Genomic DNA, 26,167 nt, shown 5'->3' with positions numbered 1-26,167 from the left:
TTCCTCAGTCCGCGCGGCCCGTCACCGCCACCGTCACGCCGAGCCCGATCATGGTGAAGCCGCCGGCGCCGCCGATCAGCGACAGCCGCCGGTCCGAGCGGGCGAACCAGGTGCGCGTGGCGGACGCCGTCAGGCCCCACGCGGTGTCCGTGACCAGGCCGATCATGATCGGGATCAGCCCCAGCAGCAGCATCTGCAGGGGGACCCGGCCCGCGGACTGGTCCACGAACTGGGGGAGTACGGCGGCGAAGAACACGACGCCCTTGGGATTGGTGATGCCGACCAGGGCGCCGTCGAGGACCGTGCGCAGATCACCGCGGGCCGGACGCGCCGAGGCGGGTTCGGCCGCCGACACCCGCAGCTCCCGCCGGTGCCGGAACGCCTGGACGCCCAGGAACACCAGATAGGCCGCGCCCGCCAGTTTGACCGCGAGGTAGATCGCGGCGGACCGCTCCACCAGCGAGCCGATGCCCACCGCGACCGCGATCACCAGCGCGTACGAGCCGAAGACGTTGCCGATGGCCGTCGCGACCGCGGTGCGGCGGCCGTGGGCGAGCGCCCGGCCGATCACGAACAGCACGCTGGGTCCCGGGATCAGGACCACCAGCAGCGACATCGCCGCGAACGCCAAAAGCCGGTCGGTGGACACCATGACCATCACCTCCGTGGAACCCGGCCATTCAACCCCGCGGCGGGCGGACATGGATAGGGGGCGTTGCGGGCCGCTCGTGGAGGCCCGCAACGCCCCCCGGTCTTTCACCTGAGGTGTGCTCAGGAGACCTTCTGGACGACGTTGCCGATCAGGAACCGATCTGCTCGGTCACCTCGTCCGAGAACGTGGTCAGCCGGGTGTAGACACCCGGGTGACCGGCCTGGGCGCAACCTTCGCCCCAGGAAGTGATCCCTGCCAGGACGCCCCCGATGAGCAGGGGACCGCCGCTGTCGCCCTGGCAGGTGTCGACGCCGCCGGAGGTGTATCCGGCGCAAACCATGTCGGACGCGATGAAGTCCGAACCGTAGGAGCTCGCACAGCCGGCGTCGGAGACCGTGGGCACGGTCGCCGTGCGCAGCTGGTTGGAGGAGCTGCCGCCCGAGGAGGTGGTGCCCCAGCCGAGGATGCGGGCCGTGGTGCCCGCGGCGTACACACCGGTGTCCGAGGAGCCGACGTACGAGGCCGGCGTGTACGACATCGACGTGGACAGGGTCAGCACGGCCACGTCGTTGCCCTGGGTGACGTCCTGGTAGTCCGGGTGGATCCAGATGTCGCTGACCCGGCGGACCGTGCCGTTCGTGCCGTTGAGGTAGGTGCGGCCGCCGACCACCCGGACGCTGGAGTTGCTCTCGCCGACCATGCAGTGGGCGGCGGTGACGACCTTGGTGGCCGAGACCAGGGTGCCGCCGCAGAACTGGTTCTGCGAGGCGTCGGTGATCTGCATCATGAACGGGTACGCGCTCGTCGTGGTGGTCGAACCGCCCACGATGCGCGAGTCGGCGGCCTCAGCGGTGGGGGCACTGAGCAGGGCCGCCGCGGCGGCGGCGACGGTGGCCGCCACGGCGGCCGTCCTTCTGGCACGGGTGAGCCCGAACATGAGACTCCTCGAGGGGGATTGCCGGTGGGGGGTCGCACGGGTGTGGGGGGTTTCACGAGGGACGCGGGACCGGCCCCCGTGTGCCCGGGCGAGCGGCACACCCATAAGGTAGGTCCCGGACGTTCCCCTTCCCAATGAGGGAACCCCCTAAGGGAGTTGGGCAGGGAAAACCCTCGGTCGTGTACCGCTAAACCTGTGCGGACCGACCTGGAAGGGTGAAATTCACGTCGTGCGGCGCCCTGCCGCCAGTCGGACGATGTCGACCCGCGACCGGATCCCGAGCTTGCGGTAGACCCGGGTCAGGGTCGCCTCGACCGTCTTGACGCTGATGAACAGGCGCGCGGCGATCTCCCGGTTCGTCGCGCCCTCCATGACCAGCGCGGCGACCTGACGCTCCATCGAGGCGAGCCCGTCCAGACCGTCGAGGCCGTCCGGTGCGACGAGGGGAGCGGGAGCCGGTTCCACGGCGCCGACCGCGGCCGCCGCCTCCACCCGCCGCAGCCACGGCAGCGCCCGGCAGCGGCGGAACAGCCGGGCCGGTTCGTCGTACGACGTCGGACCCGCGGCTCCGGCGCGCAGTTGGGCCAGCGCGAAGGCGGCCCGCGCCTCCTCCAGGCCGTACCCCAGCTTGCCGAGCCGGTCCTGGGCCGACGTCAACTGGGCTACCGCGGCGTCCCGGTCGCCGCGTGCCGCGCGCACCAGCGCCTGAGCGCGGTCCAGGACGGCGAGCACGCTCTCACGGTCCAGCCGCAGCGCCTGCTCGCGGGTGACGTCGATGACGTCCTGCGCCTCCGCGATCTCCCCGCAGCGCACCAGGGCTTCGGCGAGGTCGCCGTGCCAGCGGCCGCGGGCCGGATCGGTGATGCCGAGCCCCTGCTCCACCTCACGCACCCGGCGCAGTGAACGCACCGCCGCCTCGGTGTCCCCGGCCACCAGCTGGGCGTGCCCGAGGGCGGCCAGGGCCCGGGAGACGTACATCTGGTCGCCGTCCTCCTCGGCGTGCTCCATCGCCTCCCGCGCCAGCGTCAGCGCCCGCTCCACCTCGCCGCCCGCCGCCTCCGCGAGCGAGGTCAGCACGGCGGAGGCGACCTCGCCGATCCCGGTGTCACGGGCGAGGCGCAGGCTCTCGCGGGCCAGGTCCAGGGCGCGTCCGCAGTGGCCGGAGTGCAGTTCGGTCTCCGCGACCCCGCGCAGGAAGTGCACCTCGCTCTCGACCCAGCCGTGCCGGCGCACCTCGCGCAGCAGCGCGGTGACCGCCGCGCGGGCCTCGGGCAGCTGGTCGCTCATGATCAGCCAGCGGAAGCGGGAGTAGCCGGCCCCGTTGTGATGGCAGGCCACCCTCGGGTCCTGGGGTTCCTCGAGGGCGCGCCGGATGGTCGCGGGGGCGTCCGGGTGGCCCATCAGGGTCTCGATCTGCGCCTTCAGGGCGAGCGCCAGGAGCTCGGTGTAGCGGTCACCCGCCCGCGCGGCCAGCTCCGCCGCGTACCCGGCCTCCTCGCGGGCCTCGTCGAAGTCGCCCTCCACGAGCAGGGCGCGCCAGGTCAGTTGGTAGTGGACCAGCGCGAGCAGCTTCGGGTCCTCGCCCGCGTCGGCCAGCGCCTGCGGGAAGATCGAGTCGACCTCCGTCATGGCGTGGCCGGCCGTCTCGATCACCGCGATCCAGGCCCGCACCCGCTCCGCCGGCACGGCCGTGCGGGCGAGCACCTCGCGCGCGATGTCCCGGGCGAGGTCCAGCTCTCCCGCGGTGATCGCGTCCTCGGTGGCGGCGAGCCGCAGCGCGTCCGGGCTCGGCGTGCCGTCCGCCGGGGTGTGCCGGGCGGCGAGCAGGGAGAGCTGCGCGGCCACCGACGGGGCGCCCCGGTCCCGGGCCAGCGCCGCGGCCTCGGCCAGCCGGGCGGCGACCTCCGGGTCGGTGCCGGTGGTCGCGAGGGCCAGGTGCCGGGCGCGTTCGATCGGGTCGGAGGCGGCGGTGGACAGCGCCGCGTGTGCGGCCCGGCGTTCCTGCGCGGGTGCCTCCGCGTACAGCGCGGCGGAGATCATCGGGTGCGCGAACCGGACGGCGGGACCCTCCGGTTCGGTGGCCAGCAGCCCGAGTTCGGCGGCCTGCGCGGTCTCGGCCTCGGCGTCGTCCCGGCCGGCCGCGTGCAGCAGGGCGAGGGTCGGGCGGGCGCCGGCGCTCGCGACGAGGAGCGTGCGGCGGGCCTGGTCCGACAGCATCTCCAGCCGGTTCAGCACCAGGGCGCGCAGCGAGGTCGGCACCGGCAGCGGCTCGCCGGGGCGGGGCGGGGTGGCGTTCTCGGCGAGGGCGCGGCCCAGTTCGAGGGCGAACAGGGCGTTGCCGCCGCTGGTGCGGTGGATGTCCCGGACGGTGGAGCGGGGCAGGCCGGTGTAGCCGCGGTTCTCGAGCAGGGTGGACATCTGGGCGCGGGACAGCGGGCCAAGCCGTACGGCGAGGGTGTCCGGCGGAGACGCGCGTAGATGGCGGTCGTACTCCTCGCCGTCGGTCCGCACCGCGAACAGCATGCGCACCGGGGTGTCGCCGAGGCGGCGGGCGGCGAAGCCGAGGAGTTCGGCGCTGGCCGGATCCAGCCACTGGAGGTCGTCGGCGACGACGAGGACGGGGCCGGTGTCGGCGAGGGCCCTCAGCGCGGACAGCACGGCCAGGCGCAGGGCGAGGCCGTCGCGCTGGAGGGTGGACTCGCCGCGACCGGTGAGCGCCGCCTCCAGGGCGGTGAGCTGGGCGGCGGGGAGCCGGTCGGAGACCTCGTCCAGGACGAGGCCGAGGAGGTCGGCCAGGGCCAGGAAGGGAAGGTGGGATTCGGACTCCGTGGGCGAGCAGCGCAACACGGTGCGCGCCGTCGCGCCGCATTCGCCGGCCAATGCCCGCAGGACCGTCGACTTCCCAATTCCGGCAGGGCCGTGAAGCAGCACGCTGCCGCCCCGCGCGAGCTGGTCACGTGCCGCCGTGAACAGCTCCTCCCTGCCGATGACCTGGTCGGGGCGGCATCTGGCAGGCTCCTTGAAGTCCCGTCGCACGGTCACCGCTCCCCTCCGTGTGTCGTGTCCGGGCCAATATTAGGCAATAGGTCTTTGAATTTCGGACCGCCGGCAAGGTGAGCCAAATAACAACCGTGGAGCATGGGGCAATTCAAAGCACGGATGAATGAATGAGGGGTTGTCGCGGTGGTCCGGACCACAGCGACAATGGTCCGGACCACCGCCGCGCCCGTGCCGCTACGGCAGCAGCCCGGCCCGGCGTGCCGCCGCCACCGCCTCACCCCGTGTGTGGGTACCCAGCTTTCGCATGGCCGACCTCAGATAGCCCTTCACGGTCTCCGAGCGCAGCCCCAGCCGCTCGGCGGTGCCCGCGTTCGTGGCGCCGGCCGCCACGCACGCCAGCACGTCCAGTTCGCGCGGTGCCAGCTGCACGCCATTCGGCGCGAGCGGCTCCGTCAGCAGGCCGCAGGCGTCCAGCAGCTCCGCGCGCAGGGCCGGGTCGCCGATGCGCGGGGCGAGCGCCCGCAGCGCCGCGTGCGCCTCGCGGACCTGCTCCCACACCGCGCTGCGGTCGGGCGGCGCCGGCTGCGCCCGGGCCGCCTCCAGCAGCCCGCTCGCCTCCTCGCGCACCACCAGCGCCTGCTCGACGTCCCGCGCCGCGTCCACGGCCGCCGTCAATGTGCGGTCGCCCAGCGGCTGGGGTGTGCGCAGGGCGCCGTACAGGACACCGCGCACCCGGCGCCGTACGACGACCGGGACCGCCACCACCGAGCACAGCCCCTCCATGGCGACCGCGGCGTCGTACTCATGGGTGATCTGCCGCGAAGAGGAGTAGTCCGTGACGGCGCACGGGCGGGCCAGCGCCACGGCCTTGCCGCCCAGGCCGTTGCCGGAGGTCACCGCGAGTCTGCGCAGCGATTCGGTGGACGTGCCGTTCAGTTCGCTGATGCGCACCCGCGGGTGCCCGGGCTCCACCAGTCCGCCGAAGGCGACCGGCAGCCCGGTCGAGCGGCGCAGGCGCGCCAGCGCACGCCCTATCTCCACCGTTGCGACCGCGTTCACTGCCACGTACTCGCCCTTTCACCGCTGCTTCCCGAGCGCACACCCCCGTTCGGGGGTAGTGAGACCCACGTCACGGATTACACGATGGCAGAGAGCCGCCCGGCAAGGTCCGGTAACTAGGAGGACAGATGACGACGGGGACGGAGCTGTTCCGCAGCGCGCGGGACTTCCTGCTGGCACACCGCGAGGACTACGCCACCGCGTACGAGGGCTTCTCCTGGCCGCGGCCCGGGCGATTCAACTGGGCGCTGGACTGGTTCGACGTGATCGCGGACGGGAACGACCGCCTCGCGCTGCACATCGTCGAGGAGGACGGCACCGAGGTCCGGCTGTCCTTCGCCGAGATGGCCGAGCGCTCGGCCCGCGTCGCGAACTGGCTGCGGGCCCGCGGCGTGCGGCCCGAGGACCGGGTCCTCGTCATGCTCGGCAACCAGGCCGAGCTGTGGGAGACCGCGCTCGCCGCGATGAAGCTGGGCGCCGTCGTCATCCCGGCCACGCCGCTGCTCGGCCCGGCCGACCTGCGCGACCGGGTGGAGCGCGGACGTGTCCGGCATGTGCTGGTGCGGTCCGAGGACACCGGCAAGTTCGACGAGGTGCCCGGCCGCTACACGCGGATCGCCGTCGGCGGGGCGCGCGAGGGCTGGCAGACGTACGAGGACGCCTACACCGCGCCGGCCGAGTTCACCCCCGACGGGCCCACCGGTGCCGACGACCCGCTGATGCTCTACTTCACCTCCGGCACGACCGCCCGCCCCAAGCTGGTCGAGCACACCCACACGTCGTACCCCATCGGGCACCTGGCCACCATGTACTGGATCGGCCTCAAGCCCGGTGACGTGCATCTGAACATCTCCTCGCCCGGCTGGGCCAAGCACGCCTGGTCCAACCTGTTCGCGCCGTGGAACGCGGAGGCGACGGTCTTCATCCACAACTACCCCCGCTTCGACGCGGCCCGGCTGATGGCCGAGATGGACCGGGCGGGCGTCACCACCTTCTGCGCCCCGCCGACGGTCTGGCGCATGCTCATCCAGGCCGACCTCGGCGCGCTGCGCACCCCGCCCCGCGAGGTCGTGGCGGCGGGCGAGCCCCTGAACCCCGAGGTCATCGAGCAGGTCCGGCGGGCCTGGGGGGTGACCATCCGGGACGGCTTCGGGCAGACCGAGACCGCCGTGCAGGTCTCCAACAGCCCCGGCCAGCCCCTGAAGACCGGCTCCATGGGCCGCCCCAGCCCCGGCTTCCGCGTCGAACTCCTCGACCCGGTCTCCGGCGCGCCCGGCGCCGACGAGGGCGAGATCGCCCTCGACCTGTCCGAGCGGCCCGTCGGCGTGATGACCGGCTACCACGGCGACCCCGACCGTACGGCGGAGGCGATGGCCGGCGGCTACTACCGCACCGGCGACATCGGCTCCCGGGACGCCGACGGCTACATCACCTACGTCGGCCGGGCCGACGACGTCTTCAAGGCGTCCGACTACAAGATCTCCCCGTTCGAGCTGGAGAGCGCGCTGCTGGAGCACGAGGCGGTGGCCGAGGCGGCCGTCGTGCCCGCACCGGACGAGGTGCGGCTCGCGGTGCCCAAGGCGTACGTGGTCCTCGCGGAGGGCTGGGAGCCGGGGCCCGACACGGCCAAGGTGCTCTTCGAGCACTCCCGGGAGGTCCTCGCGCCGTACAAGCGGGTGCGCCGCCTGGAGTTCGCGCCGCTGCCCAAGACCGTCTCCGGCAAGATCCGCCGCATCGAGCTGCGCGAGGCCACGGCCGCCGGCTCGGACGCCGAGTACCGCGAGGAGGACTTCCGGTGAGCTCCTACACCCACGGGACCGGCGACACGCAGCTGCTCGGCGACACCATCGGGGCCAACCTGGACCGGGCCGTCGCGGCCTGGCCGGACCGGGAGGCGCTGGTCGACGTGCCGTCCGGGCGGCGCTGGACCTACGCCGAGTTCTCCGCCGACGTGGACGAGCTGGCGTACGCGCTGCTCGCGAGCGGGATCGCGAAGGGCGACCGGGTGGGCATCTGGGCGATCAACTGCCCGGAGTGGGTGCTGGTCCAGTACGCCACCGCCCGCATCGGCGCGATCATGGTGAACATCAACCCGGCCTACCGCACCCACGAGGTCGAGTACGTCCTGAAGCAGGCCGGGATCTCGCTGCTGTTCGCCTCCCTGAGCCACAAGACGAGCGACTACCGGGCGATGGTCGACGAGGTGCGCGGCAAGTGCCCGCAGCTGCGGGAGACCGTGTACATCGGGGACCCGAGCTGGCAGGAGCTGCTGGGGCGCGGGACGCCCGCCGCGTTCGAGGAGCTGTCCTGCGACGACCCCATCAACATCCAGTACACCTCGGGGACGACGGGCTTCCCCAAGGGGGCCACCCTCTCCCACCACAACATCCTCAACAACGGCTATTTCGTGGGGGAGCTGATCGCCTACAGCGAGCAGGACCGGGTGTGCATCCCGGTGCCCTTCTACCACTGCTTCGGCATGGTGATGGGCAATCTCGCCGCCACCTCCCACGGCGCCTGCATGGTCATCCCGGCGCCCTCCTTCGACCCGAAAGCCACGCTGGAGGCGGTCCAGCAGGAGCGCTGCACCTCGCTGTACGGCGTCCCGACCATGTTCATCGCGGAGCTCAACCTCCCCGACTTCGCCTCCTACGACCTCTCCACGCTGCGCACCGGGATCATGGCGGGCTCGCCCTGCCCGGTGGAGGTGATGAAGCGGGTGGTCGCCGAGATGCACATGGCGGAGGTCTCCATCTGCTACGGCATGACCGAGACGTCCCCTGTCTCGCTCCAGACCCGCATGGACGACGACCTGGAGCACCGCACCGGCACGGTCGGCCGGGTCCTGCCGCACATCGAGGTGAAGGTCGTCGACCCCGCGACGGGCGTGACCCGGCCGCGCGGTACGGCGGGGGAGCTGTGCACCCGCGGCTACAGCGTGATGCTCGGCTACTGGAACGAGCCCGAGAAGACCGCCGAGGCCGTCGACGCCGGGCGCTGGATGCACACCGGTGACCTCGCGACGATGCGGGAGGACGGCTACGTCGAGATCGTCGGCCGCATCAAGGACATGATCATCCGTGGCGGCGAGAACATCTACCCGCGCGAGATCGAGGAGTTCCTCTACGCCCACCCCAAGATCGCGGACGTGCAGGTGGTCGGGGTGCCGCACGAGCGGTACGGCGAGGAGGTCCTGGCGTGCGTCATCCCGCGCGACGCCGCCGACCCGCTGACCCTGGAGGAGCTGAGGGCCTTCTGCGAGGGCCGGCTCGCCCACTACAAGATCCCGAGCCGGCTGAGCACCCTCGACGCCTTCCCGATGACGGTGTCGGGGAAGGTGCGCAAGGTGGAACTGCGCGAGCGTTTCGCGACCGGCTAGTCGCGGCGCATGCACACCCGTGGCCAGCGGTCGAGGTCGAGTTCTGCCTCGTGGGCGCGGATCTTGCGCAGCCCCGGGGTGAGCTCGGCCTCCTCCAGGGTGCGAAAGCCCAGGCGGGCGTAGTACGGGGCGTTCCACGGCACCTCGGTGAAGGTGGTCAGGGTGAGGCCGGCGAGGCCCTCCTCGCGTGCGCGGTCGGCGGCGTACGCGAGGAGGGCCCTGCCCACGCCCCGGCGGGCTGCGTCCGGGTGCACCGAGACCTGCTCGATGTGCAGGGCGCCGTCGACCGGCTCGCAGATCAGGTACGCGACCGGGGGACCGTCGCCGTCGTGGGCGGCCCAGGCCCGGCCCGCCCGGCGGTAGTGCTCCAGGACCTCCAGCGTCGGCGGCTCGTCGTCGGCGACGGCGGCCATGCCGAGGTCGCGGAAGGGGGCGCCCGCGGCGCGTTCGATGTCCTGGAGGACCGGGAGCTCGTCGGATGTGACGGGGCGGATGCGCATACGCCGAGTCTCCGTCGCGGGCCGGGTCCCGGGCGAGCGGATTGTCCGGGGCCGGTCAGCAGGCGCCCGTCGAGTCCAGCTCGTCGGCGAGGGTGTTGACCGGCTGGGGCGTGCCGGTGAGGTCCAGGACGAAGAGGGGGACGCCGAGGGTGTCGGCGCGGGCGCGGGCGTCGGGGGCGTAGCCGGAGAGAGAGAAGTAGACGCAGGCCGCCGACTCCGTCATGGCGGTCAGCCACAGGCACTCCACGTCCCGCAGCGAGGCCGGCCGGACGGTCGGGTCGACCTGGGCGAGCAGACCGTGCGCGGCGATGCCGATGCCGGACGTGGGGCGCTGGTCGGCGCGGCGGATGTCCCGGTAGCCGAGCCAGCGCAGATACACGGCGGCCGCGGTGACCGCGTCCCGCGCGGTACGGATGGTGATGGGCTGGAAGGCGCGGCGCGGGGTGGGCGCCTTCGGCGGTTCCGCCTCCTCGTCCTCCGCGCTCGCCCGTGCCACCGGCACCCGCAGCAGCGTGCCGCAGGTGCAGCCGAGCTCGGGCCGGGGCCACTCGCCCTCGCGGCCGCACGCGGTGCACCGGACGCTGATCCACTCGTCGTCCCAGGCGCGATGGGTGACCGCGGTCGCGGTGCCGGCCGGGTCGAGCGGCGGCACGACAGGGGCCCCGCACTCGCAGGGATAGGCGGGTGCCGCGTACAGATGCTCGCGCCGGCAGGCCGGGCAGCGCACCGACACGCTCTCGGACATGGCCCACTCCAGGACGACCTCGCATCGGGACAGCGCACCCATCGTCCTCCAGGCGGCGCCCGGTTGTCCCCCTCTTGACGGTCTTCACCCGCCCGCCTACATTGCTTCCAGATAGCAGAAAAGAGTTTCCGCAATGTGGAAATCGAAGGGATTGACTTCCGGAGTCCACGAGCGGGACCGACATCGTCACGGAATTGCTCACCGCGGGGCGCGACGGGAGTGCGAATCCGACAGCCGAAGCAGGAGTACTCAATGGCACGTATGACCGCTGCCCGAGCGGCAGTCGAGATCCTCAAGCGCGAGGGCGTCAGCAACGCGTTCGGCGTGCCGGGCGCGGCGATCAACCCCTTCTACGCGGCGCTCAAGGCCTCCGGCGGCATCAACCACACCCTCGCCCGCCATGTGGAGGGCGCCTCGCACATGGCGGAGGGCTACACCCGCACGCACGCGGGCAACATCGGCGTCTGCATCGGCACCTCGGGCCCGGCCGGCACCGACATGATCACCGGCCTGTACTCCGCGATCGGCGACTCCATCCCGATCCTGTGCATCACGGGCCAGGCCCCGACCGCCGTGATCCACAAAGAGGACTTCCAGGCCGTCGACATCGCCTCGATCGCGGCGCCGGTCACGAAGATGGCGGTGACCGTCCTGGAGGCCGCGCAGGTCCCCGGCGTCTTCCAGCAGGCGTTCCACCTGATGCGCTCCGGCCGCCCCGGCCCGGTCCTCATCGACCTGCCGATCGACGTCCAGCTCACCGAGATCGAGTTCGACCCGGAGACCTACGCGCCGCTCCCGGTCTACAAGCCGGCCGCGACCCGCGCCCAGGTCGAGAAGGCGATCGGGATGCTGAACGCGTCCGAGCGCCCGCTGATCGTCGCGGGCGGCGGTGTCATCAACGCCGACGCCGCCGAACTCCTCGTCGAGTTCGCCGAGTTGACCGGCACCCCGGTCGTCCCGACCCTGATGGGCTGGGGCCTGCTGCCCGACGACCACGAGCTGAACGCCGGCATGGTGGGCCTGCAGACCTCGCACCGCTACGGCAACGCGACCTTCCTGGAGTCCGACTTCGTCCTCGGCATCGGCAACCGCTGGGCCAACCGCCACACCGGCAAGCTCGACGTCTACACGGCCGGCCGCAAGTTCGTCCACGTCGACATCGAGCCCACCCAGATCGGCAAGATCTTCGCCCCGGACTACGGCATCGCGTCCGACGCGAAGGCCGCCCTGGATCTGTTCGTCGAGGTGGCACGGGAGTTGAAGGCGGCCGGCCGGCTGCCCGACCGCTCCGCGTGGGCCGCGTCCGCGCAGGAGAGGAAGGCGACCCTCCAGCGCCGTACGCACTTCGACGACATCCCGATCAAGCCGCAGCGCGTCTACGAGGAGATGAACAAGGCCTTCGGCCCGGAGACCCGGTACGTCTCCACGATCGGCCTCTCGCAGATCGCCGGCGCCCAGATGCTGCACGTCTTCAAGCCGCGCCACTGGATCAACTGCGGCCAGGCGGGCCCGCTCGGCTGGACCGTCCCGGCCGCGCTGGGCGTCGCCAAGGCCGACCCGGAGGCGCAGGTCGTCGCCCTGTCCGGCGACTACGACTTCCAGTTCATGATCGAGGAACTGGCGGTCGGCGCCCAGCACCGGATCCCGTACGTCCATGTCCTGGTGAACAACTCCTACCTGGGCCTGATCCGGCAGGCGCAGCGGGCGTTCGAGATCGACTTCCAGGTCAACCTGGAGTTCGAGAACATCAACTCGCCCGAGCTGGGCGTCTACGGCGTCGACCACGTCAAGGTCGCCGAGGGCCTCGGCTGCAAGGCGATCCGCGTGACCGACCCGGCCGACCTGGGCGCGGCCCTGGAGCAGGCCAAGAAGCTCGCCCAGGAGTACCGGGTCCCGGTCGTCGTCGAGGCGATCCTGGAGCGCATCACCAACATCTCCATGTCCACGACCAACGACATCAGCAACGTCGTGGAGTTCGAGGAGATCGCGACGGAGCCCGGCCACGCGCCGACGTCGATCAGGACGCTGAAGGTCTGACGCGTCCGCTCGACGCCCGCGCGCAGAAGGGGCGGTCCAGCCGAAAGGCTGGGCCGCCCCTTTTCCGTGCTCCCTCGTCGGGGCCCGCCGCCCCCGTGTCGGCGGGCCCCGTGTTGAGGACAATGTGCCCTTCCACGGCGGTGGTTGAAGCCTCTTGAACAAGATTCAGAGCTTGATTTGAGGTTTGCGCAGTCCGGCTACGGCTCCTCGTGATGCTCCGACAGCCCCGGCCAGTCGTCGGGGCCGCCGCCCTGCCAGTCGATGAAGTCGCTCTCCGAGATGTCCGTGACATACAGATCGGCGAGCCTCAGGATCTCGCTCACGTCGTCCACGTGCGTGGCGATGCCCAGCGTCTCGTCGCCCTCGGTGACCCGCCGGGAGCCGTCCAGCGCCGGCGGGTGCACCACGACATGCGGATGCTCCGTTGGATGTGCCATGCCTTCAGCCTCCTGCGGAAGCCGCTCCCGCGCACGCCGGAGAGCGCCGGGTACGGGACCGTCCGTACCCGGCGCTCTCCGGCCGGTGAGGCTTTCTTCGGTTGTGGCCGTCCGACGGTGCGAGGCTGGGCGCGACAGGACGTTCGCGCCGCCGGACGGGGTCTGGGGGCTTTGGACCGCGGCGGCAGCGACGGAACCGGGGCTCCTTCCCTCTGGTCGAAGAAGGAGGCCGGACCTTCACCACCGCACTGGCTCGCACGCCGCCGCGGTCCTAGCGTTGCCCGCGCCGCTCGCCGGTGACCACCCCTCATCCGGGTCGCTCGGCGTCCTGCGCGGGCGGTGCGTCCGACTCATGACCTCCCGTCAGGAGGCGGACGCAGCCTGGGGGTTCAGTCCTCGCGCAGCGCGCGGACCGCCTCCTCCACACGCTTGCCGTACTCGGGGTCGGCGGCGTGGAAGTGGGCCAGGTTCTTCTCGATCACGTCGTCGCGGGAGACCTGGGACAGGCCACCGGCGATGTTCGCGACCAGACGGGACCTCTCCTCGGCGGACATCAGCCGGTACAGCTCGCCGGCCTGGAAGAAGGCGTCGTCCTTGGTGTGCAGCGGGGCCTCGTGGGTGCCGGTCCAGCCGGTCACCGTCAGCGGCGCCGACAGCGGGCGGCCGGTCTCCACCGGGCCGTCGTAGGAGTTCGGCTCGTAGTTCTTCGCCCCGCGGCCCTGGGAGTTGGCCGCCATGAGGCCGTCGCGGCCGTAGTTCTGCGCGGTCGTCGCCTTCGGGGCGTTCACCGCGAGCTGGGTGTGGTTGACGCCCAGGCGGTAGCGGTGGGCGTCCGCGTAGGCGAAGAGGCGGCCCTGGAGCATCTTGTCCGGGGAGGGGCCGATACCGGGGACGAAGTTGTTCGGGGAGAACGCGGCCTGCTCGACCTCCGCGAAGACGTTGTCCGGGTTGCGGTCGAGGACCAGCCGGCCCACGCGCTGGAGCGGGTAGTCCTTGTGCGGCCAGACCTTGGTCAGGTCGAACGGGTTGAAGCGGTAGTCGGCCGCCTCGGCCGCCGGCATGAGCTGGACGTACAGCGTCCAGGACGGGTGCACGCCCCGCTCGATCGCCTGGAGCAGATCCGTCTGGTGGGAGTTCGGATCCTTGCCCGCGAGTTCGGCGGCCTGCTCGCCGCTGAGGCAGCGGATGCCCTGGTTGGTCTTGAAGTGGTACTTGACGAAGAAGGCCTCGCCGTCGGCGTTCGTCCACTGGTAGGTGTGCGAGCCGTAGCCGTTCATGTGGCGGTACGACGCCGGGATGCCGCGGTCGCCCATCAGCCAGGTCACCTGGTGCGTGGCCTCGGGGGCGTGCGCCCAGAAGTCCCAGACGTTGTCCGGCTCCTGCTTGCCCGTGAACGGGTCACGCTTTTGCGAGTGGATGAAGTCGGGGAACTTGATCGGGTCCTTGATGAAGAACACCGGGGTGTTGTTGCCGACGAGGTCGTAATTGCCGTCCGCCGTGTAGAACTTGAGGGCGAAGCCGCGCGGGTCGCGGACCGCGTCCGCGCCGCCGAGGCTGTCGGCGACCGTCGAGAAGCGCAGGAACACCTCGGTGCGCCTGCCCACCTCGCTCAGGAAGTCGGCGTGGGTGAAGCCGGTGACGTCGTCGGTCACCTCGAAGTGGCCGTACGCGCCGGAGCCGCGGGCATGCACCACGCGCTCCGGGATGCGCTCGCGGTTGAAGCGGGCGAGCTTCTCCAGGAGGTGCTGGTCCTGGAGGAGGAGCGGGCCGCCGATGCCGGCGGAGGCTGAGTTCTGGTTGTCTGCGACCGGGGCGCCGGACTCCGTGGTGAGAGTCCGAGTCGTGAGCGCGCGCTTCGACATCGGGGACCTTCCGTGCGGGTGTCAGCGGAAAACTGTTTCCGCTTCGTGGAGCCTAGAAGTGGGGTGATCTGGGGTCAACAGTTTGTTGAATCAAATCAACGGTTTGTTGAAGTGGATTCCGGGCCGCGGCGCCGCCTGGGCGCGACAGGACAGTTGTCAGCGGCGCCGCGGCCCGGAAGTCTGGGGAAGGACCCGGCTCAGACCTGGGCGCCGGACAGGCGCTCCACGGCGCGCAGCAGGGCCGAGTGGTCCAGGCCGCCGTCGCCCTGGGCGCGCAGGGAGGCGACCAGCTGGGCGACCACGGCGCCGACCGGCAGGGCGGCACCGACGTTGCGGGCGGCGTCCGTGACGATGCCCATGTCCTTGTGGTGCAGGTCGATGCGGAAGCCCGGCTTGAAGTCCCGGCTGAGGAAGTTGTCCTTCTTCCGCGTCAGCACGGTCGAGCCCGCAAGGCCGCCATTGAGGACGTCCAGGGCCGCCCGGAGGTCCACGCCGGACTTCTCCAGGAAGACCACGGCCTCGGCGCACGCCTGGATGTTCACGGCGACGATCAGCTGGTTGGCCGCCTTCACGGTCTGACCCGAGCCGTGCGGACCGCACAGCACGATGGTCTTGCCGAGGGCGTCGAAGATCGGCTTGGCCTGGTCGAAGTCGGCCTGCTCGCCACCGACCATGATCGACAGCACCGCCTCGACGGCGCCGGCCTCGCCGCCGGACACCGGGGCGTCCAGCACGCGGATGCCCTTGTCCTTCGCGGCCTTCGCCAGGTCGACCGAGGTCTGCGGGGTGATCGAGGACATGTCGATCAGCAGGGCGCCGGACCTCGCGTTCGCCAGGATGCCGTCGGGGCCGTAGCAGATGGCCTCGACCTGCGGGGACGCCGGGACCATCGTGATGACGACGTCGGCGTCGCGCACGGCCTCGGCGATCGAGGAGGCGGCGCTGCCGCCGGCCGCGGCGAGACGGTCCAGCTTGTCCTGCTCCAGCGTGAAGCCGGTGACCCGGTAACCCGCCTTGATCAGGTTCTCGGACATGGGGGAGCCCATGATGCCGAGGCCTATCCAGGCGATCTTGGGGAGGGTGTTGCTCATGATGGGGTGCCTTTCGGTAACGGGGTCAGCGGGGCAGCCAGTCGAAGGCCTCGGCGCTCGGGCGGTCGCCCGGCTTGTACTCAAGGCCGACCCAGCCGTCGTAGCCCGCCTTCTTCAGCTGGTCGAGGAGGTCTTCGAGGGGGAGCGAGCCGCTGCCCGGAGCGCCGCGGCCCGGGTTGTCGGCGATCTGCACGTGACCGGTCTTCGCCGCGTACTCCTCGATCACCGCCGGGAGGTCCTCGCCGTTCATGGACAGGTGGTAGAGGTCCATGAGGAAGCGGGCGTTGCCCAGGCCGGTGGCCTCGTTGACCCGGTCGACGACGCCCACCGCGGCCGGTGCGCTCACCAGCGGGTACAGCGGCGACTCGGGCTGGTTCAGGGCCTCGATCAGCAGGATCGCGCCGATCCGGTCGGCGGCCTGGGCCGCGAGAACGAGGTTCTCCAGCGCGAGCGCGTCCTGCTCGGCCGGGTCCACCCCCTCGACGCGGTTGCCGTACAGGGCGTTGAGCGCCGTGCAGCCGAGCGAGGCCGCGAAGCCGGCCGCCACGTCGATGTTGGCGCGGAACTTCTCCGACTCCTCGCCCGGGACCGACAGCGCGCCGCGGTCCGGGCCGGGCAGTTGGCCGGCGTAGAAGTTCAGGCCGGTGAGCTGGACGCCCGCGTCCTCGATCGCCTTCTTCAGGGCGTCGAGCTCGGCGCGCTCGGGGGTGGGGGAGTCGACCCAGGGCCACCACAGCTCGACCGCGGTGAAGCCCGCCGCGGCGGCGGCCGCGGGGCGCTCCAGGAGCGGGAGTTCCGTGAAGAGGATCGACAGGTTGACGTTGAAGCGCTGCTCTGCGAATCCCATGGGGGTCGGCGCTCCCTTCCGTGTCAAGATTCCGTATTGCGGAAGTTTGTTTCTGCTTAATGGAAGATTGCCGTTCGCGGCCATCCCTTGTCAAGAGGAGCGCGGGGCAAAAACGCCGACGTCGGGCAGTGAGCGGGGGTGCACGGCGAGCTCTGACCTGCTGTGACTTCCCCCACCCGCCCTTGCCCGGGCGGGGAAGGCTTACCTACGTTCGGTCGCATGTCCTCCCACGGCCCCGCACCCGTCGAGTTCTCCGTCGACCTGAGCGCGCACGAGATGCTCCGGCGGGCCCACGTACTGGACGCCCTCGGCCCCGACTGGGACCCCGTCGCCGCCCTGCGCGGTGAGGAAGAGGCGAACGAGCTGCTGTACTCCGGCCTCGACGCGGACCAGCAGCGTGTCTACGACGAGCTGGTCGCGGCCGGCGTGCTCCCGCCGCGAGGAGGCGGGCATGCTGCCCCGTGACCCGCAGGCGGACATCGGCCGTCGCGCCTGGGTGGCCTGCCCGAACTGCGACGACCGCCGCGGCTGCGGGGACTGCGAGCAGCAGCGCACCTGCTCGCGGCACTGGCGCTACCTGCTCTCCAGCACCGGCAGCCTGCTGCACCTCCAGTGCCGGTCGTGCACCCACGTCTGGACCCACGAGACCGGCTTCGGCGCGACGCGCTCCCTCTGGCAGCGCATGACCCGCGCCTGGTGACACCGGCCGGCGACCCGCCCCGCGCGTTCGGACGATGCCACCGTCTGTCATTCGGATGACCCCACCGTCTGTCACCGCGGACCACGCGCCGGCGTGACCGAGGATCGCGGTCGGCGGCCACCCCCGGCCGCCGGTCGTCCGCCCGGAGGCAGCCGTGCAGATCCTGCTCGTCGCCAGCGCGTTCAACAGCCTCACCCAGCGCGTCCACGCCGAGCTGCGCGACCGCGGCCACAAGGTGGCGGTGGAACTCGCCCTGCCGGACCGCTCCCTCACCGAAGCGGTACGGCGCCACGCCCCGCAGCTCGTCGTGGCGCCGATGCTGAGGACGGCCGTCCCCGAGGAGGTGTGGTCGGCCCACACCTGCCTGATCGTCCACCCCGGGCCCCTCGGCGACCGCGGGCCGTCCTCCGTGGACTGGGCGATCCACGAGGGCGCCGAACGCTGGGGCGTCACGGTCCTTCAGGCCGCCGCCGAGATGGACGCGGGCGACGTGTGGGCCTCGGTGCCGTGCCGGGTCCCTCCGGTGGCCAAGAGCGACCTGTACCGGGGCGAGGTCGCCGACGCCGCGCTCACCGCCGTACTCCTCGCCGTGGAACGCTTCGCCGGCGGCACCCACGTCCCGGCCGCGCAGGACGAGGCGGGACTGGCGGGCGCGCCCGTGCGGGTCCGGCCGTACCTCGACCAGAGCGTCCGGCGGATCGACTGGGCCGCCGACACCACCGAGACCGTCGTACGCAAGCTGCGGGCGGCCGACTCACAGCCCGGTGTGCTGGACCTGCTGCTCGGCGGCGAGTGGTACCTGCACGGCGGCCACCCCGAGAGCACCCTGCGCGGCCGCCCCGGCGAACTCCTCGCCACCCGCGCCGGAGCCATCTGCCGGGCCACCGCTGACGGTGCCGTATGGATCCCGGAACTGCGGCCCCGCCGCCTGCCCGGCATGCCGCCCACCTTCAAGCTCCCCGCCGTGCGGGCCCTGGGCGACCGGCTGCCACCCTTGCCGGAGCACGCGTCACCCGTCCTGCCCGACGCGCGCGAGGGCACCTGGACGGACATCCGCTACCGGGAGGACGGCGGAGCCGGCTTCCTGACGTTCGCCTTCCCGGGCGGCGCCATGAGCACCGAGCAGTGCCGGCGCCTCCTGCACGCCTACCGCGAGGCGTGCACCCGCCCCACCTCGGTCCTCGTACTGGGCGGCGAGCGGGACTTCTTCTCCAACGGGATCCACCTGGGCGTCATCGAGGCCGCCGCCGACCCCGCCGCCGAGTCCTGGGCGAACATCAACGCCATCGACGACCTCGTGGAGGCGGTCCTGACCACCACTGACCGGCTCGTGGTCGCCGCCGTCGCGGGCAACGCCGCCGCGGGCGGGGCGATGCTCGCCCTGGCGGCCGACGAGGTGTGGTGCCGCCACGGCACCGTCCTGAACCCGCACTACCGCCTGATGGGCCTGTACGGCTCCGAGTACTGGACGTACACCCTGCCCCGCAGGGTGGGGCCGGCCCCGGCCGAACGGCTCATGCGGGAGGCGCTGCCCGTGAGCGCGGCGAGCGCCCTGCGCCTCGGACTCGCCGACCGGGTGATCGACTGCGGCCCCGGCGACTTCGCCCGGGAGACCGGCACCCTGGCCGCACGCCTCGCGGCACTGCCGGCCACGGCCTCCCGGATCGCCGCCAAGAAGGCCGAGCTGGACCGGCGCGAGGCCACGACGCCGCTCGCCGGCTTCCGCGAACGGGAGCTGGCCCTCATGCGCCGGACCTTCGACGACCCCGACGCCCCGTACCACGCCCTGCGCCGCGCGTTCGTCCACAAGCGCCGGCCCCCGTGCACCCCGCCGCACCTCGCCCCGCCCCCGGTTGCGTGATGCGGCCCCGCCACCAGTGCCGTCCGCGTCACACGAATGGCCCACGGTGTGTTTCACCCCGGCCGAACCGCTGATACCAAGAATCCGATGACCCGAAATGCGGGCCTTCATCCCTTACCTCCCTTGGAGGCGGTCCCATGACTGAGGCGACGTCGGAGACGGTCGGCGCTGCGGACACCACAGGCGCGCCCGCCGACGAGACACCCACGATCCATGTCCTGTGGATCAACGCGGGCCTGAGCTGCGACGGCGACTCGGTCGCGCTGACGGCGGCCATGCAGCCGAGCATCGAGGAGATCGTCCTCGGCGTGCTGCCGGGGCTGCCGAAGATCCAGGTGCACTGGCCGCTCATCGACTTCGAGTGCGGCCCGGTCGGCGGCGCCGACACCTTCATCGAGTGGTTCTTCAAGGGCGAGCGCGGCGAGATCGACCCGTTCGTGCTGGTCGTCGAGGGGTCCATCCCCAACGAGGCGATCAAGCCCGAGGGCTACTGGTGCGGCTTCGGCGACGACCCCGAGACCGGCCAGCCGATCACCACCAGCGAGTGGATCGACCGGCTCGCCCCGAAGGCCCTGGCCGTGGTCGCCATCGGCACCTGTGCCACGTACGGCGGCATCCACGCGATGGCCGGCAACCCGACCGGCGCCATGGGTGTCCCGGACTACCTCGGCTGGGACTGGAAGTCCCAGGCCGGCATCCCGATCGTGTGTGTCCCCGGCTGCCCGATCCAGCCCGACAACTTCGCCGAGACGCTGACCTACCTGCTCTACCAGGCGACCGGCGCCGCCCCGATGATCCCGCTGGACGACAAGCTGCGTCCGACCTGGCTGTTCGGGGCCACCGTGCACGAGGGCTGCGACCGGGCCGGCTACTACGAGCAGGGCGAGTTCGCGGAGTCGTACGACTCACCGAAGTGCCTGGTCAAGATCGGCTGCTGGGGCCCGGTGGTGAAGTGCAACGTGCCCAAGCGCGGCTGGATGAACGGCATCGGCGGCTGCCCGAACGTCGGCGGCATCTGCATCGCCTGCACCATGCCCGGATTCCCCGACAAGTTCATGCCGTTCATGGACGAACCCCCCGGCGCCAAGCTGTCCGTCTCGGGCAGTTCCGTCTACGGCGCAGTGGTCCGCAAGCTGCGGCAGGTCACCGGCAAGACGGTGGACAAGGAGCCCAAGTGGCGCCGTACCGGCGAGAAGATCACCACCGGCTACCGGCCCCCCTGGTGACACCCCGCCACCCCTGATCCGCCCCTGCTTCGTGCACCCCCGACACACAACCCGAACCTCCCGCGCAACGAAGGGCACGGCAAACGACGATGGCAGCGAAGACGAAGGCGGCCGGCGACGGCAGCGGCCTGGTGGAGATGTCCTGGGATCCCATCACCCGGATCGTGGGCAGCCTGGGCATCCACACGAAGATCGACTTCAAGCAGAAGCGGGTCGCCGAGTGCTACAGCACCTCGTCCGTCTTCCGCGGCTACAGCGTCTTCATGCGCGGCAAGGACCCCCGCGACGCCCACTTCATCACCAGCCGCATCTGCGGCATCTGCGGCGACAACCACGCCACCTGCTCGGTGTACGCGCAGAACATGGCGTACGGCGTGAAGCCCCCGCACCTCGGTGAGTGGATCATCAACCTCGGCGAGTCCGCGGAGTACATGTTCGACCACAACATCTTCCAGGAGAACCTGGTCGGGGTCGACTACTGCGAGAAGATGGTCCGCGAGACCAACCCCGGCGTCCTCGAACTCGCCGAGCGCACGGAGGCCCCGCACGCGGCCGAGCACGGCTACCGCACCATCGCCGACATCATGCGCTCGCTGAACCCGCTGGAGGGCGAGTTCTACCGCGAGGCGCTTCAAGTCAGCCGCTACACGCGGGAGATGTTCTGCCTGATGGAGGGGCGCCATGTGCACCCCTCCACGCTCTACCCGGGCGGCGTCGGCACGGTCGCCTCCGTACAGCTCTTCACCGACTACATGAGCCGCCTCATGCGGTACGTGGAGTTCATGAAGCGGGTCGTGCCCCTGCACGACGACCTGTTCGACTTCTTCTACGAGGCCCTCCCCGGCTATGAGGAGGTCGGCCGCCGCCGCGTCATGCTCGGCTGCTGGGGCGCGCTCAACGATCCCGAGTACTGCGACTTCACCTACGCCAACATGACGGACTGGGGCCGGCGGATGTTCGTCACGCCCGGTGTCGTCGTCGACGGCAAGCTGGTCACCAACGACCTCACCGAGATCAACCTCGGCATCCGGATCCTGCTCGGCAGCTCCTACTACGAGGACTGGCAGGGCCAGGAGCAGTTCGTCACCCACGACCCGCTCGGCAACCCGGTCGACCCGCGCCACCCGTGGAACCAGCACACCATCCCCGCCCCGCAGAAGCGCGACTTCGACGACAAGTACAGCTGGGTGATGTCCCCGCGCTGGTTCGACGGCAAGGACCACCTCGCCCTCGACACCGGCGGCGGCCCCATCGCCCGCCTGTGGTCCACCGCCCTGTCCGGGCTCGTCGACATCGGGTACGTCAAGGCCACCGGCCACAGCGTGGTCATCAACCTGCCGCGCACGATGACCAAGCCGGAGACCACCTTCGAGTGGAAGATCCCGCAGTGGTCCAACGCCCTGGAGCGCAACCGCGCGCGCACCTACTTCCAGGCGTACGCCGCCGCCGTCGCCCTGCACTGCGCCGAGAAGGGCCTCGAGGAGGTCCGCGCCGGACGCACCCAGACCTGGGAGAAGTTCGAGGTCCCGGACCAGGCCATCGGCTGCGGCTTCACCGAGGCCGTGCGCGGTGTCCTCTCCCACCACATGGTGATCCGCGACGGCAAGATCGCCAACTACCACCCGTACCCGCCCACTCCGTGGAACGCCAGCGTCCGCGACAGTTACGGCACCCCGGGCCCGTACGAGGACGCCGTGCAGAACACCCCGATCTTCGAGGAGAACACCCCGGAGAACTTCAAGGGCATCGACATCATGCGCGCCGTCCGCAGCTTCGACCCCTGTCTGCCCTGCGGCGTCCACATGTACGTCGGCGGCGGCAAGACGGTGAAGAGCATGCACGTCCCCACCGGCCTGAGCGGGCTGGGCGGATGAGCGCGACGACGACGGCGCGGCCGGTGAGCGCGGAGGAGACCGGCCGCCGTATCGAGGAGATCCTCGACCGGCTGAGCGCGAGCGGCGAGCCGGCCGGCGCCGCCGCGGCCGAGGAACTCGTCCGGTGCCTCATGGACTTCTACGGCTCCGGACTGGCCCGCGTCCTGCACCTGCTGTCGGCCGCACCCGGCGATCCGCTGCCGCGGCTCCTCGGCGACGAACTCGTCGCGAGCCTGCTGGTCCTGCACGACCTGCACCCCGAGGACCGCGACACCCGCATCGGCCGCGCCCTGGACAGCGTGCGCGGGCACGACCTGGACGTGGCGGGCTTCGACGAGCAGACGGGCACCCTTCGGCTGCGGGCGGCCGCGAGCGGCGGCTGCGGCTGTGGCTCCGGCACCGGCGCCCAGGAGGCCGCCGAGGCGGCGCTCGCCTGCTTCGCTCCCGAGGTCAGGGCCGTCGAGCTGGAGGCGGCGCCCGCCCTGTTGCAGATCGGGACGAAGACCCGGTGACCGCGGCCACCGTCGGCCTGCGGCGGTTCCTGGCCGAGCGTCCGCCGCAGCCCGAGCGATGCGAGCTGTGCGGGGTCGTGGTGCCCGAGGACCACCGCCACCTGGTCGACACCGAACAACGCGCCCTCGTCTGCGCCTGCGGTGCCTGCGCGCTGCTCATGCAGCAACCGGGCGCCGCCGCGGGCCGCTTCCGCGCGGTCCCGGCCCGCTACCTCACCGACCCCGGGCACCGCCTCGACGAGCGGGCGTGGGAGGCGCTGCGGATCCCGGTCGGCGTCGTCTTCTTCTTCCGCAACGCAGCCCTCGACCGGCTGGTCGCCCTCTATCCCAGCCCGGCCGGCGCCACCGAGAGCGAACTCGAACCGGCCGCCTTCGACGAGGTCCTCGGCGGCAGCCGGCTCGCAGCCCTCCTCGCACCCGACGTGGAGGCTCTCCTGCTGCGCCGCGACGGCGACACCTTCGAGTGCCACCTCGTCCCGATCGACGTCTGCTACGAACTCGTCGGCCGGATGCGGCTGTTGTGGCAGGGCTTCGACGGCGGCGCGGAGGCACGGGCGGCGCTGGACGCCTTCTTCGACGACGTCCGAAGTCGCGTCCGGCCCCTGGACGAGGCGGAGCGCACGTGACCGAGTTCTCCTTCACCTGCACCGGGGTCCGCGCCGATCGCTACGCCGCCGGTCCCACCCTGGTCTTCCGGCTGCGGGTCACCGCCTCCGGCGATGTCCCCGTGCACGCCATCGCCCTGCGCTGCCAGATCCGGATCGAGCCCGCGCGCCGCGGGTACGCGCCCGCCGAGGCCGACGGGCTCACCGATCTGTTCGGGGAGCGCGCCCGCTGGGGCAGCACCCTTCAGCCCGTGCAGTTCGCGCAGGTCCCGGTGATGGTCTCCGCGTTCACGGGCGAGACCGAGACCGACCTCGTCGTCCCGTGCACCTACGACATGGACATCGCCGCGACCCGCTACCTGGACGCCCTCACCGACGGCGAGGTCCCGCTGCTGATGCTGTTCTCCGGCACGGCGTTCACCGGCACCGGCGGCTTCCGCGTGGAGCCCGTCCCGTGGGACCGCGAGGCGTCCTTCAGGATGCCGGTCACCACCTGGCGGGAGATGATCGAGCAGCACTTCCCCGGCTGCGGCTGGATCCGGCTGCCCGATGACACCATGGACGCCCTCCTCGCCTACCGCTCCCGGCACGCGCTGCCCTCCTGGGAGGCGACGCTCAAGGCGCTCCTCGCCGACGCCGCCCCAGCGGCGAGCGACCCGCTGCGCACCCTCACCGGCAGCACCGGAAGGACCCGGCCGTGACCGCCCCCGCGTTCGCCCCCGAGACCGAGGAGCGCCTCGCCCTCGCCCGGCAGGTGGCCGACGCCGTGCTCTTCGAGGGCTACGTGCTCTACCCGTACCGTGCCTCGGCGGCCAAGAACCGGCTGCGCTGGCAGTTCGGCGTCCTGGTGCCGCCCGCCTGGGGCGCCGAGTGCGAGGAGCACGACTTCCAGCACACCGAGTGCCTGATGGAGCCGAGAGCGGAGGCGAGCCTCGCGGTCGAGGTCCGCTTCCTGCACGCCCGCCGCCGCACCGTGCAACGCGCCCTGCCCGACGGCGGCTTCGAGACCGTACCCGAGCTCCACCTCGACGACCGGGTGCTGGTGCCCTGGGACGAAGGGGCCGAGGAACGCGTCGAGTTGGTCGCACCGGTCGCGCAACTGACCGGCGACGGCGTTGAGTTCCCCTTCCGCAAGCCCGCCGTCGAGGACACCGAGCCGGTCCTGGACGCGACTGGCCGGACCGTCGGCCGACTGGTCCGGCGCAGCGCCGAGGTCACCGGCGTGGTGCGGCTCTCCGCGAGCGAACTCGACGGCCCCTACCGGGTGTTGCGGCTCACCGCCGTCGTCGAGAACACCACCCCCTGGACGCCGCCGGAGGGCCGTGCCGCAGACCGGGACGCGGCGCTGCCGCACTCCCTCGTGGCCACGCACCTCCTCATGGCCCTGAGCAACGGCTCGTTCCTGTCGATGACCGACCCGCCCGAGTGGGCCAAGGGCGCGGTCGCCGCCTGCCGCAATCTGCACACCTGGCCCGTGCTCGCCGGTGAACCCGGCCGCGCGGACCTCGTGCTGTCCTCGCCGATCATCCTGGAGGACCACCCGGCCATCGCCCCCGAGAGCCTGGGTGCCCTCTACGACGCCACCGAGATCGACGAGATCCTCGCCCTGCGTACCGCCGCCCTCACCGACGCGGAGAAACGCGAGGCCCGCGGCACCGACGCACGGGCCGCCGCCGTCATCGACCTCGCCGACTCCATGCCGGCCGAGGTGCTGGAACGCCTGCACGGCGCGGTCCGCGGCCTGCGCGAGATCACCGGCGAGCCCGACGGCTTCCCCGACGAGTTCGGCGTGACCCGCCCCGACACCCCCTGGTGGGACCCGGCGAGCGACGCGGGCTTCGACCCCGGGCAGGACCGGGTCATGGTCGACGGCCGACCCGTCGCCAGGGGCAGCCGCGTCGAACTGCGCCCAGGACTGCGGCACACCGACGCCCAGGACCTGTTCCTCCAGGGCCGCACCGCCACCGTCGAGGCGGTGCTGCACGACGTCGACGGCGCGGTGCACCTCGCGGTCACGGTCGACGGCGACCCCGGCGCCGACATCCGCCGCGAACAGGGCCGCTACCTGTACTTCCAGCCGGACGAGGTCGTGCTGCCGGAGGATCCCCGATGAAGCGCACCCTCGTGGCCGGCATCGGCAACATCTTCCTCGGCGACGACGGCTTCGGCGTGGAGACCGCACGCCGGCTCACCGAACGGGAACTGCCGTCCCATGTCGAGGTCGTGGACATCGGAGTGCGCGGGGTGCACCTCGCCTACCAGCTCCTGGACGGCTACGACACCCTCGTCCTCGTCGATGCCACGGCACGCGGCGAGGCCCCGGGCACGCTGTACGTCATCGAGCACGACGGTCCCCCGGGCGCCGGCGACGCCGTCCCCGCGATCGACGGCCACCGCATGACGCCGGACACCGTGCTCGCGCTGCTGGACACGCTCTGCGCCGGCACCGGCGGACAGCCACCGCGGCGCGTCCTGGTCGTCGGCTGCGAACCGGCCGCGATCGAGGAGGGCATGGGGCTCAGCGCGCAGGTGTCCGACGCCGTACCCCGGGCCGTGCGCCTGATCGAAGAGTTGCTGGAAGGCGGGATGCCGGTCCCCGTACGGACCACGGCCGCCGAAGCTTCCACAGGAGGAGAGACGGGATGAAGAAGATCCTCGCCGCCGGGGCCGCAGGCGCCGCACTGGCCGCCGCGGCCGCCGTCGCCACCCAGGTCCTGCCCGACCTCCGGCGCTACCTGCGGATCCGCCGGATGTGAACCCGTGCCCGCCGGGCGAGTGCCGGGTGCGCCGCCTTGCGTCGAACGGCGTACCCGGCGCCCCGGCCACGGCGTGCCTGGCCCTCG

At 71.8% G+C, this 26,167-nt stretch carries 24 protein-coding genes; 14 read left to right on the top strand and 10 right to left on the bottom strand.

Features of this window, described 5'->3' with window-relative positions; all coding sequences use genetic code 11:
• Window positions 1-4: 4 nt before the first annotated feature.
• From CP983_RS09045 to CP983_RS09030, 4 genes are all read right to left on the bottom strand, one after another.
• The gene (locus CP983_RS09045) at window positions 5-652 is read right to left on the bottom strand and encodes a LysE family translocator (protein WP_150499219.1); all 648 of its coding nucleotides are present in this window, start codon (window positions 650-652) and stop codon (window positions 5-7) included.
• A 148-nt stretch (window positions 653-800) separates the two neighbouring features.
• Window positions 801-1,589 (bottom strand): S1 family peptidase, encoded by a 789-nt coding sequence (locus tag CP983_RS09040; RefSeq protein ID WP_150499218.1) that lies wholly within the window; start codon window positions 1,587-1,589, stop codon window positions 801-803.
• A gap of 222 nt (window positions 1,590-1,811) precedes the next feature.
• Entirely contained in the window at window positions 1,812-4,631 is a 2,820-nt protein-coding gene (locus CP983_RS09035; RefSeq protein WP_150499217.1) for a helix-turn-helix transcriptional regulator, read from the bottom strand.
• Between the two features lie 192 nt (window positions 4,632-4,823).
• Window positions 4,824-5,648: a helix-turn-helix transcriptional regulator gene (locus CP983_RS09030; protein ID WP_373309807.1), complete on the bottom strand. Its 825-nt coding sequence runs from the start codon at window positions 5,646-5,648 to the stop codon at window positions 4,824-4,826.
• A 128-nt stretch (window positions 5,649-5,776) separates the two neighbouring features.
• Here CP983_RS09030 and CP983_RS09025 point away from each other — a divergent pair, with 128 nt between their 5' ends.
• Window positions 5,777-7,447, top strand: a complete 1,671-nt coding sequence (locus CP983_RS09025) for an AMP-binding protein (RefSeq protein ID WP_150499216.1) — start codon at window positions 5,777-5,779, stop codon at window positions 7,445-7,447.
• A complete protein-coding gene (locus CP983_RS09020; RefSeq protein ID WP_150499215.1) occupies window positions 7,444-9,027 on the top strand; it encodes an AMP-binding protein in 1,584 nt (527 codons plus the stop codon). Before CP983_RS09025 ends, CP983_RS09020 begins: the two co-directional genes overlap by 4 nt.
• On the opposite strand, the gene CP983_RS09015 is transcribed toward CP983_RS09020, so the two are convergent.
• Both CP983_RS09015 and CP983_RS09010 read right to left on the bottom strand, forming a co-directional pair.
• On the bottom strand, window positions 9,024-9,527 hold the full coding sequence (locus CP983_RS09015; RefSeq protein WP_150499214.1) for a GNAT family N-acetyltransferase: 504 nt from the start codon (window positions 9,525-9,527) through the stop codon (window positions 9,024-9,026). The genes CP983_RS09020 and CP983_RS09015 overlap by 4 nt on opposite strands.
• 55 nt (window positions 9,528-9,582) lie before the next feature.
• A complete protein-coding gene (locus tag CP983_RS09010; RefSeq protein ID WP_150499213.1) occupies window positions 9,583-10,272 on the bottom strand; it encodes a hypothetical protein in 690 nt (229 codons plus the stop codon).
• Window positions 10,273-10,524: 252 nt separating this feature from the next.
• Here CP983_RS09010 and gcl point away from each other — a divergent pair, with 252 nt between their 5' ends.
• Window positions 10,525-12,309: a glyoxylate carboligase gene (gene gcl, locus CP983_RS09005; protein WP_150499212.1), complete on the top strand. Its 1,785-nt coding sequence runs from the start codon at window positions 10,525-10,527 to the stop codon at window positions 12,307-12,309.
• Window positions 12,310-12,506: 197 nt separating this feature from the next.
• Here gcl and CP983_RS09000 read toward each other — a convergent pair whose 3' ends face one another.
• The 4 genes from CP983_RS09000 to CP983_RS08985 form a co-directional block, all read right to left on the bottom strand.
• The gene (locus CP983_RS09000; RefSeq protein WP_125528963.1) at window positions 12,507-12,746 is read right to left on the bottom strand and encodes a hypothetical protein; all 240 of its coding nucleotides are present in this window, start codon (window positions 12,744-12,746) and stop codon (window positions 12,507-12,509) included.
• Window positions 12,747-13,135: 389 nt separating this feature from the next.
• Window positions 13,136-14,608: a catalase gene (locus CP983_RS08995; protein WP_150499211.1), complete on the bottom strand. Its 1,473-nt coding sequence runs from the start codon at window positions 14,606-14,608 to the stop codon at window positions 13,136-13,138.
• Between the two features lie 197 nt (window positions 14,609-14,805).
• A complete protein-coding gene (locus CP983_RS08990) occupies window positions 14,806-15,699 on the bottom strand; it encodes a 2-hydroxy-3-oxopropionate reductase (RefSeq protein WP_150499210.1) in 894 nt (297 codons plus the stop codon).
• 25 nt (window positions 15,700-15,724) lie between these two features.
• Window positions 15,725-16,546, bottom strand: a complete 822-nt coding sequence (locus tag CP983_RS08985; protein ID WP_150499209.1) for a TIM barrel protein — start codon at window positions 16,544-16,546, stop codon at window positions 15,725-15,727.
• Between the two features lie 219 nt (window positions 16,547-16,765).
• On the opposite strand from CP983_RS08985, the gene CP983_RS08980 reads away from it, so the two are divergent.
• From CP983_RS08980 to CP983_RS45185, 11 genes are all read left to right on the top strand, one after another.
• Window positions 16,766-17,011 carry a DUF6400 family protein gene (locus tag CP983_RS08980; protein ID WP_125528959.1) on the top strand — a complete coding sequence of 82 codons (246 nt, stop codon included), beginning with the start codon at window positions 16,766-16,768 and terminating at the stop codon, window positions 17,009-17,011.
• A complete protein-coding gene (locus CP983_RS08975; protein WP_107907859.1) occupies window positions 16,998-17,246 on the top strand; it encodes a hypothetical protein in 249 nt (82 codons plus the stop codon). Before CP983_RS08980 ends, CP983_RS08975 begins: the two co-directional genes overlap by 14 nt.
• 154 nt (window positions 17,247-17,400) lie before the next feature.
• Window positions 17,401-19,107, top strand: coding sequence for an enoyl-CoA hydratase-related protein (locus tag CP983_RS08970; RefSeq protein ID WP_150499208.1), 1,707 nt, complete (start codon window positions 17,401-17,403; stop codon window positions 19,105-19,107).
• Window positions 19,108-19,244: 137 nt separating this feature from the next.
• Window positions 19,245-20,333: an NADH-quinone oxidoreductase subunit B family protein gene (locus CP983_RS08965; RefSeq protein ID WP_107907861.1), complete on the top strand. Its 1,089-nt coding sequence runs from the start codon at window positions 19,245-19,247 to the stop codon at window positions 20,331-20,333.
• A gap of 89 nt (window positions 20,334-20,422) precedes the next feature.
• Window positions 20,423-22,207, top strand: a complete 1,785-nt coding sequence (locus CP983_RS08960) for a nickel-dependent hydrogenase large subunit (RefSeq protein WP_107907862.1) — start codon at window positions 20,423-20,425, stop codon at window positions 22,205-22,207.
• Window positions 22,204-22,719 (top strand): hypothetical protein, encoded by a 516-nt coding sequence (locus tag CP983_RS08955; RefSeq protein ID WP_150499207.1) that lies wholly within the window; start codon window positions 22,204-22,206, stop codon window positions 22,717-22,719. The genes CP983_RS08960 and CP983_RS08955 overlap by 4 nt, the downstream gene beginning before the upstream one ends.
• Window positions 22,716-23,345 carry a DUF5947 family protein gene (locus CP983_RS08950; RefSeq protein WP_150499206.1) on the top strand — a complete coding sequence of 210 codons (630 nt, stop codon included), beginning with the start codon at window positions 22,716-22,718 and terminating at the stop codon, window positions 23,343-23,345. Before CP983_RS08955 ends, CP983_RS08950 begins: the two co-directional genes overlap by 4 nt.
• Entirely contained in the window at window positions 23,342-24,025 is a 684-nt protein-coding gene (locus CP983_RS08945; RefSeq protein WP_125527945.1) for a DUF6084 family protein, read from the top strand. Before CP983_RS08950 ends, CP983_RS08945 begins: the two co-directional genes overlap by 4 nt.
• On the top strand, window positions 24,022-25,437 hold the full coding sequence (locus tag CP983_RS08940; protein WP_150499205.1) for a hypothetical protein: 1,416 nt from the start codon (window positions 24,022-24,024) through the stop codon (window positions 25,435-25,437). The genes CP983_RS08945 and CP983_RS08940 overlap by 4 nt, the downstream gene beginning before the upstream one ends.
• Window positions 25,434-25,970, top strand: coding sequence for a hydrogenase maturation protease (locus CP983_RS08935; RefSeq protein ID WP_150499204.1), 537 nt, complete (start codon window positions 25,434-25,436; stop codon window positions 25,968-25,970). The genes CP983_RS08940 and CP983_RS08935 overlap by 4 nt, the downstream gene beginning before the upstream one ends.
• The gene (locus CP983_RS45185; RefSeq protein ID WP_373309792.1) at window positions 25,967-26,080 is read left to right on the top strand and encodes a DUF6893 family small protein; all 114 of its coding nucleotides are present in this window, start codon (window positions 25,967-25,969) and stop codon (window positions 26,078-26,080) included. The genes CP983_RS08935 and CP983_RS45185 overlap by 4 nt, the downstream gene beginning before the upstream one ends.
• Window positions 26,081-26,167 lie beyond the last annotated feature (87 nt).

The organism is Streptomyces chartreusis (genome assembly GCF_008704715.1).
Taxonomy (GTDB): domain Bacteria; phylum Actinomycetota; class Actinomycetes; order Streptomycetales; family Streptomycetaceae; genus Streptomyces; species Streptomyces chartreusis.
This window is presented reverse-complemented; position numbering and strand designations above follow the sequence as displayed.

Excerpts from the sequence above, each read along its gene's own strand:
- CP983_RS09045 (WP_150499219.1), bottom strand. The coding sequence starts at position 652 with ATGGTGTCCACCGACCGGCTTTTGGCGTTCGCGGCGATGTCGCTGCTG.
- CP983_RS09040 (WP_150499218.1), bottom strand. The coding sequence starts at position 1,589 with ATGTTCGGGCTCACCCGTGCCAGAAGGACGGCCGCCGTGGCGGCCACC.
- CP983_RS09025 (WP_150499216.1), top strand. The coding sequence starts at position 5,777 with ATGACGACGGGGACGGAGCTGTTCCGCAGCGCGCGGGACTTCCTGCTG.
- CP983_RS09015 (WP_150499214.1), bottom strand. The coding sequence starts at position 9,527 with ATGCGCATCCGCCCCGTCACATCCGACGAGCTCCCGGTCCTCCAGGAC.
- CP983_RS09010 (WP_150499213.1), bottom strand. The coding sequence starts at position 10,272 with ATGTCCGAGAGCGTGTCGGTGCGCTGCCCGGCCTGCCGGCGCGAGCAT.
- gcl (WP_150499212.1), top strand. The coding sequence starts at position 10,525 with ATGGCACGTATGACCGCTGCCCGAGCGGCAGTCGAGATCCTCAAGCGC.
- CP983_RS09000 (WP_125528963.1), bottom strand. The coding sequence starts at position 12,746 with ATGGCACATCCAACGGAGCATCCGCATGTCGTGGTGCACCCGCCGGCG.
- CP983_RS08995 (WP_150499211.1), bottom strand. The coding sequence starts at position 14,608 with ATGTCGAAGCGCGCGCTCACGACTCGGACTCTCACCACGGAGTCCGGC.
- CP983_RS08990 (WP_150499210.1), bottom strand. The coding sequence starts at position 15,699 with ATGAGCAACACCCTCCCCAAGATCGCCTGGATAGGCCTCGGCATCATG.
- CP983_RS08985 (WP_150499209.1), bottom strand. The coding sequence starts at position 16,546 with ATGGGATTCGCAGAGCAGCGCTTCAACGTCAACCTGTCGATCCTCTTC.
- CP983_RS08980 (WP_125528959.1), top strand. The coding sequence starts at position 16,766 with ATGTCCTCCCACGGCCCCGCACCCGTCGAGTTCTCCGTCGACCTGAGC.
- CP983_RS08975 (WP_107907859.1), top strand. The coding sequence starts at position 16,998 with ATGCTGCCCCGTGACCCGCAGGCGGACATCGGCCGTCGCGCCTGGGTG.
- CP983_RS08965 (WP_107907861.1), top strand. The coding sequence starts at position 19,245 with ATGACTGAGGCGACGTCGGAGACGGTCGGCGCTGCGGACACCACAGGC.
- CP983_RS08960 (WP_107907862.1), top strand. The coding sequence starts at position 20,423 with ATGGCAGCGAAGACGAAGGCGGCCGGCGACGGCAGCGGCCTGGTGGAG.
- CP983_RS08955 (WP_150499207.1), top strand. The coding sequence starts at position 22,204 with ATGAGCGCGACGACGACGGCGCGGCCGGTGAGCGCGGAGGAGACCGGC.
- CP983_RS08935 (WP_150499204.1), top strand. The coding sequence starts at position 25,434 with ATGAAGCGCACCCTCGTGGCCGGCATCGGCAACATCTTCCTCGGCGAC.
- CP983_RS45185 (WP_373309792.1), top strand. The coding sequence starts at position 25,967 with ATGAAGAAGATCCTCGCCGCCGGGGCCGCAGGCGCCGCACTGGCCGCC.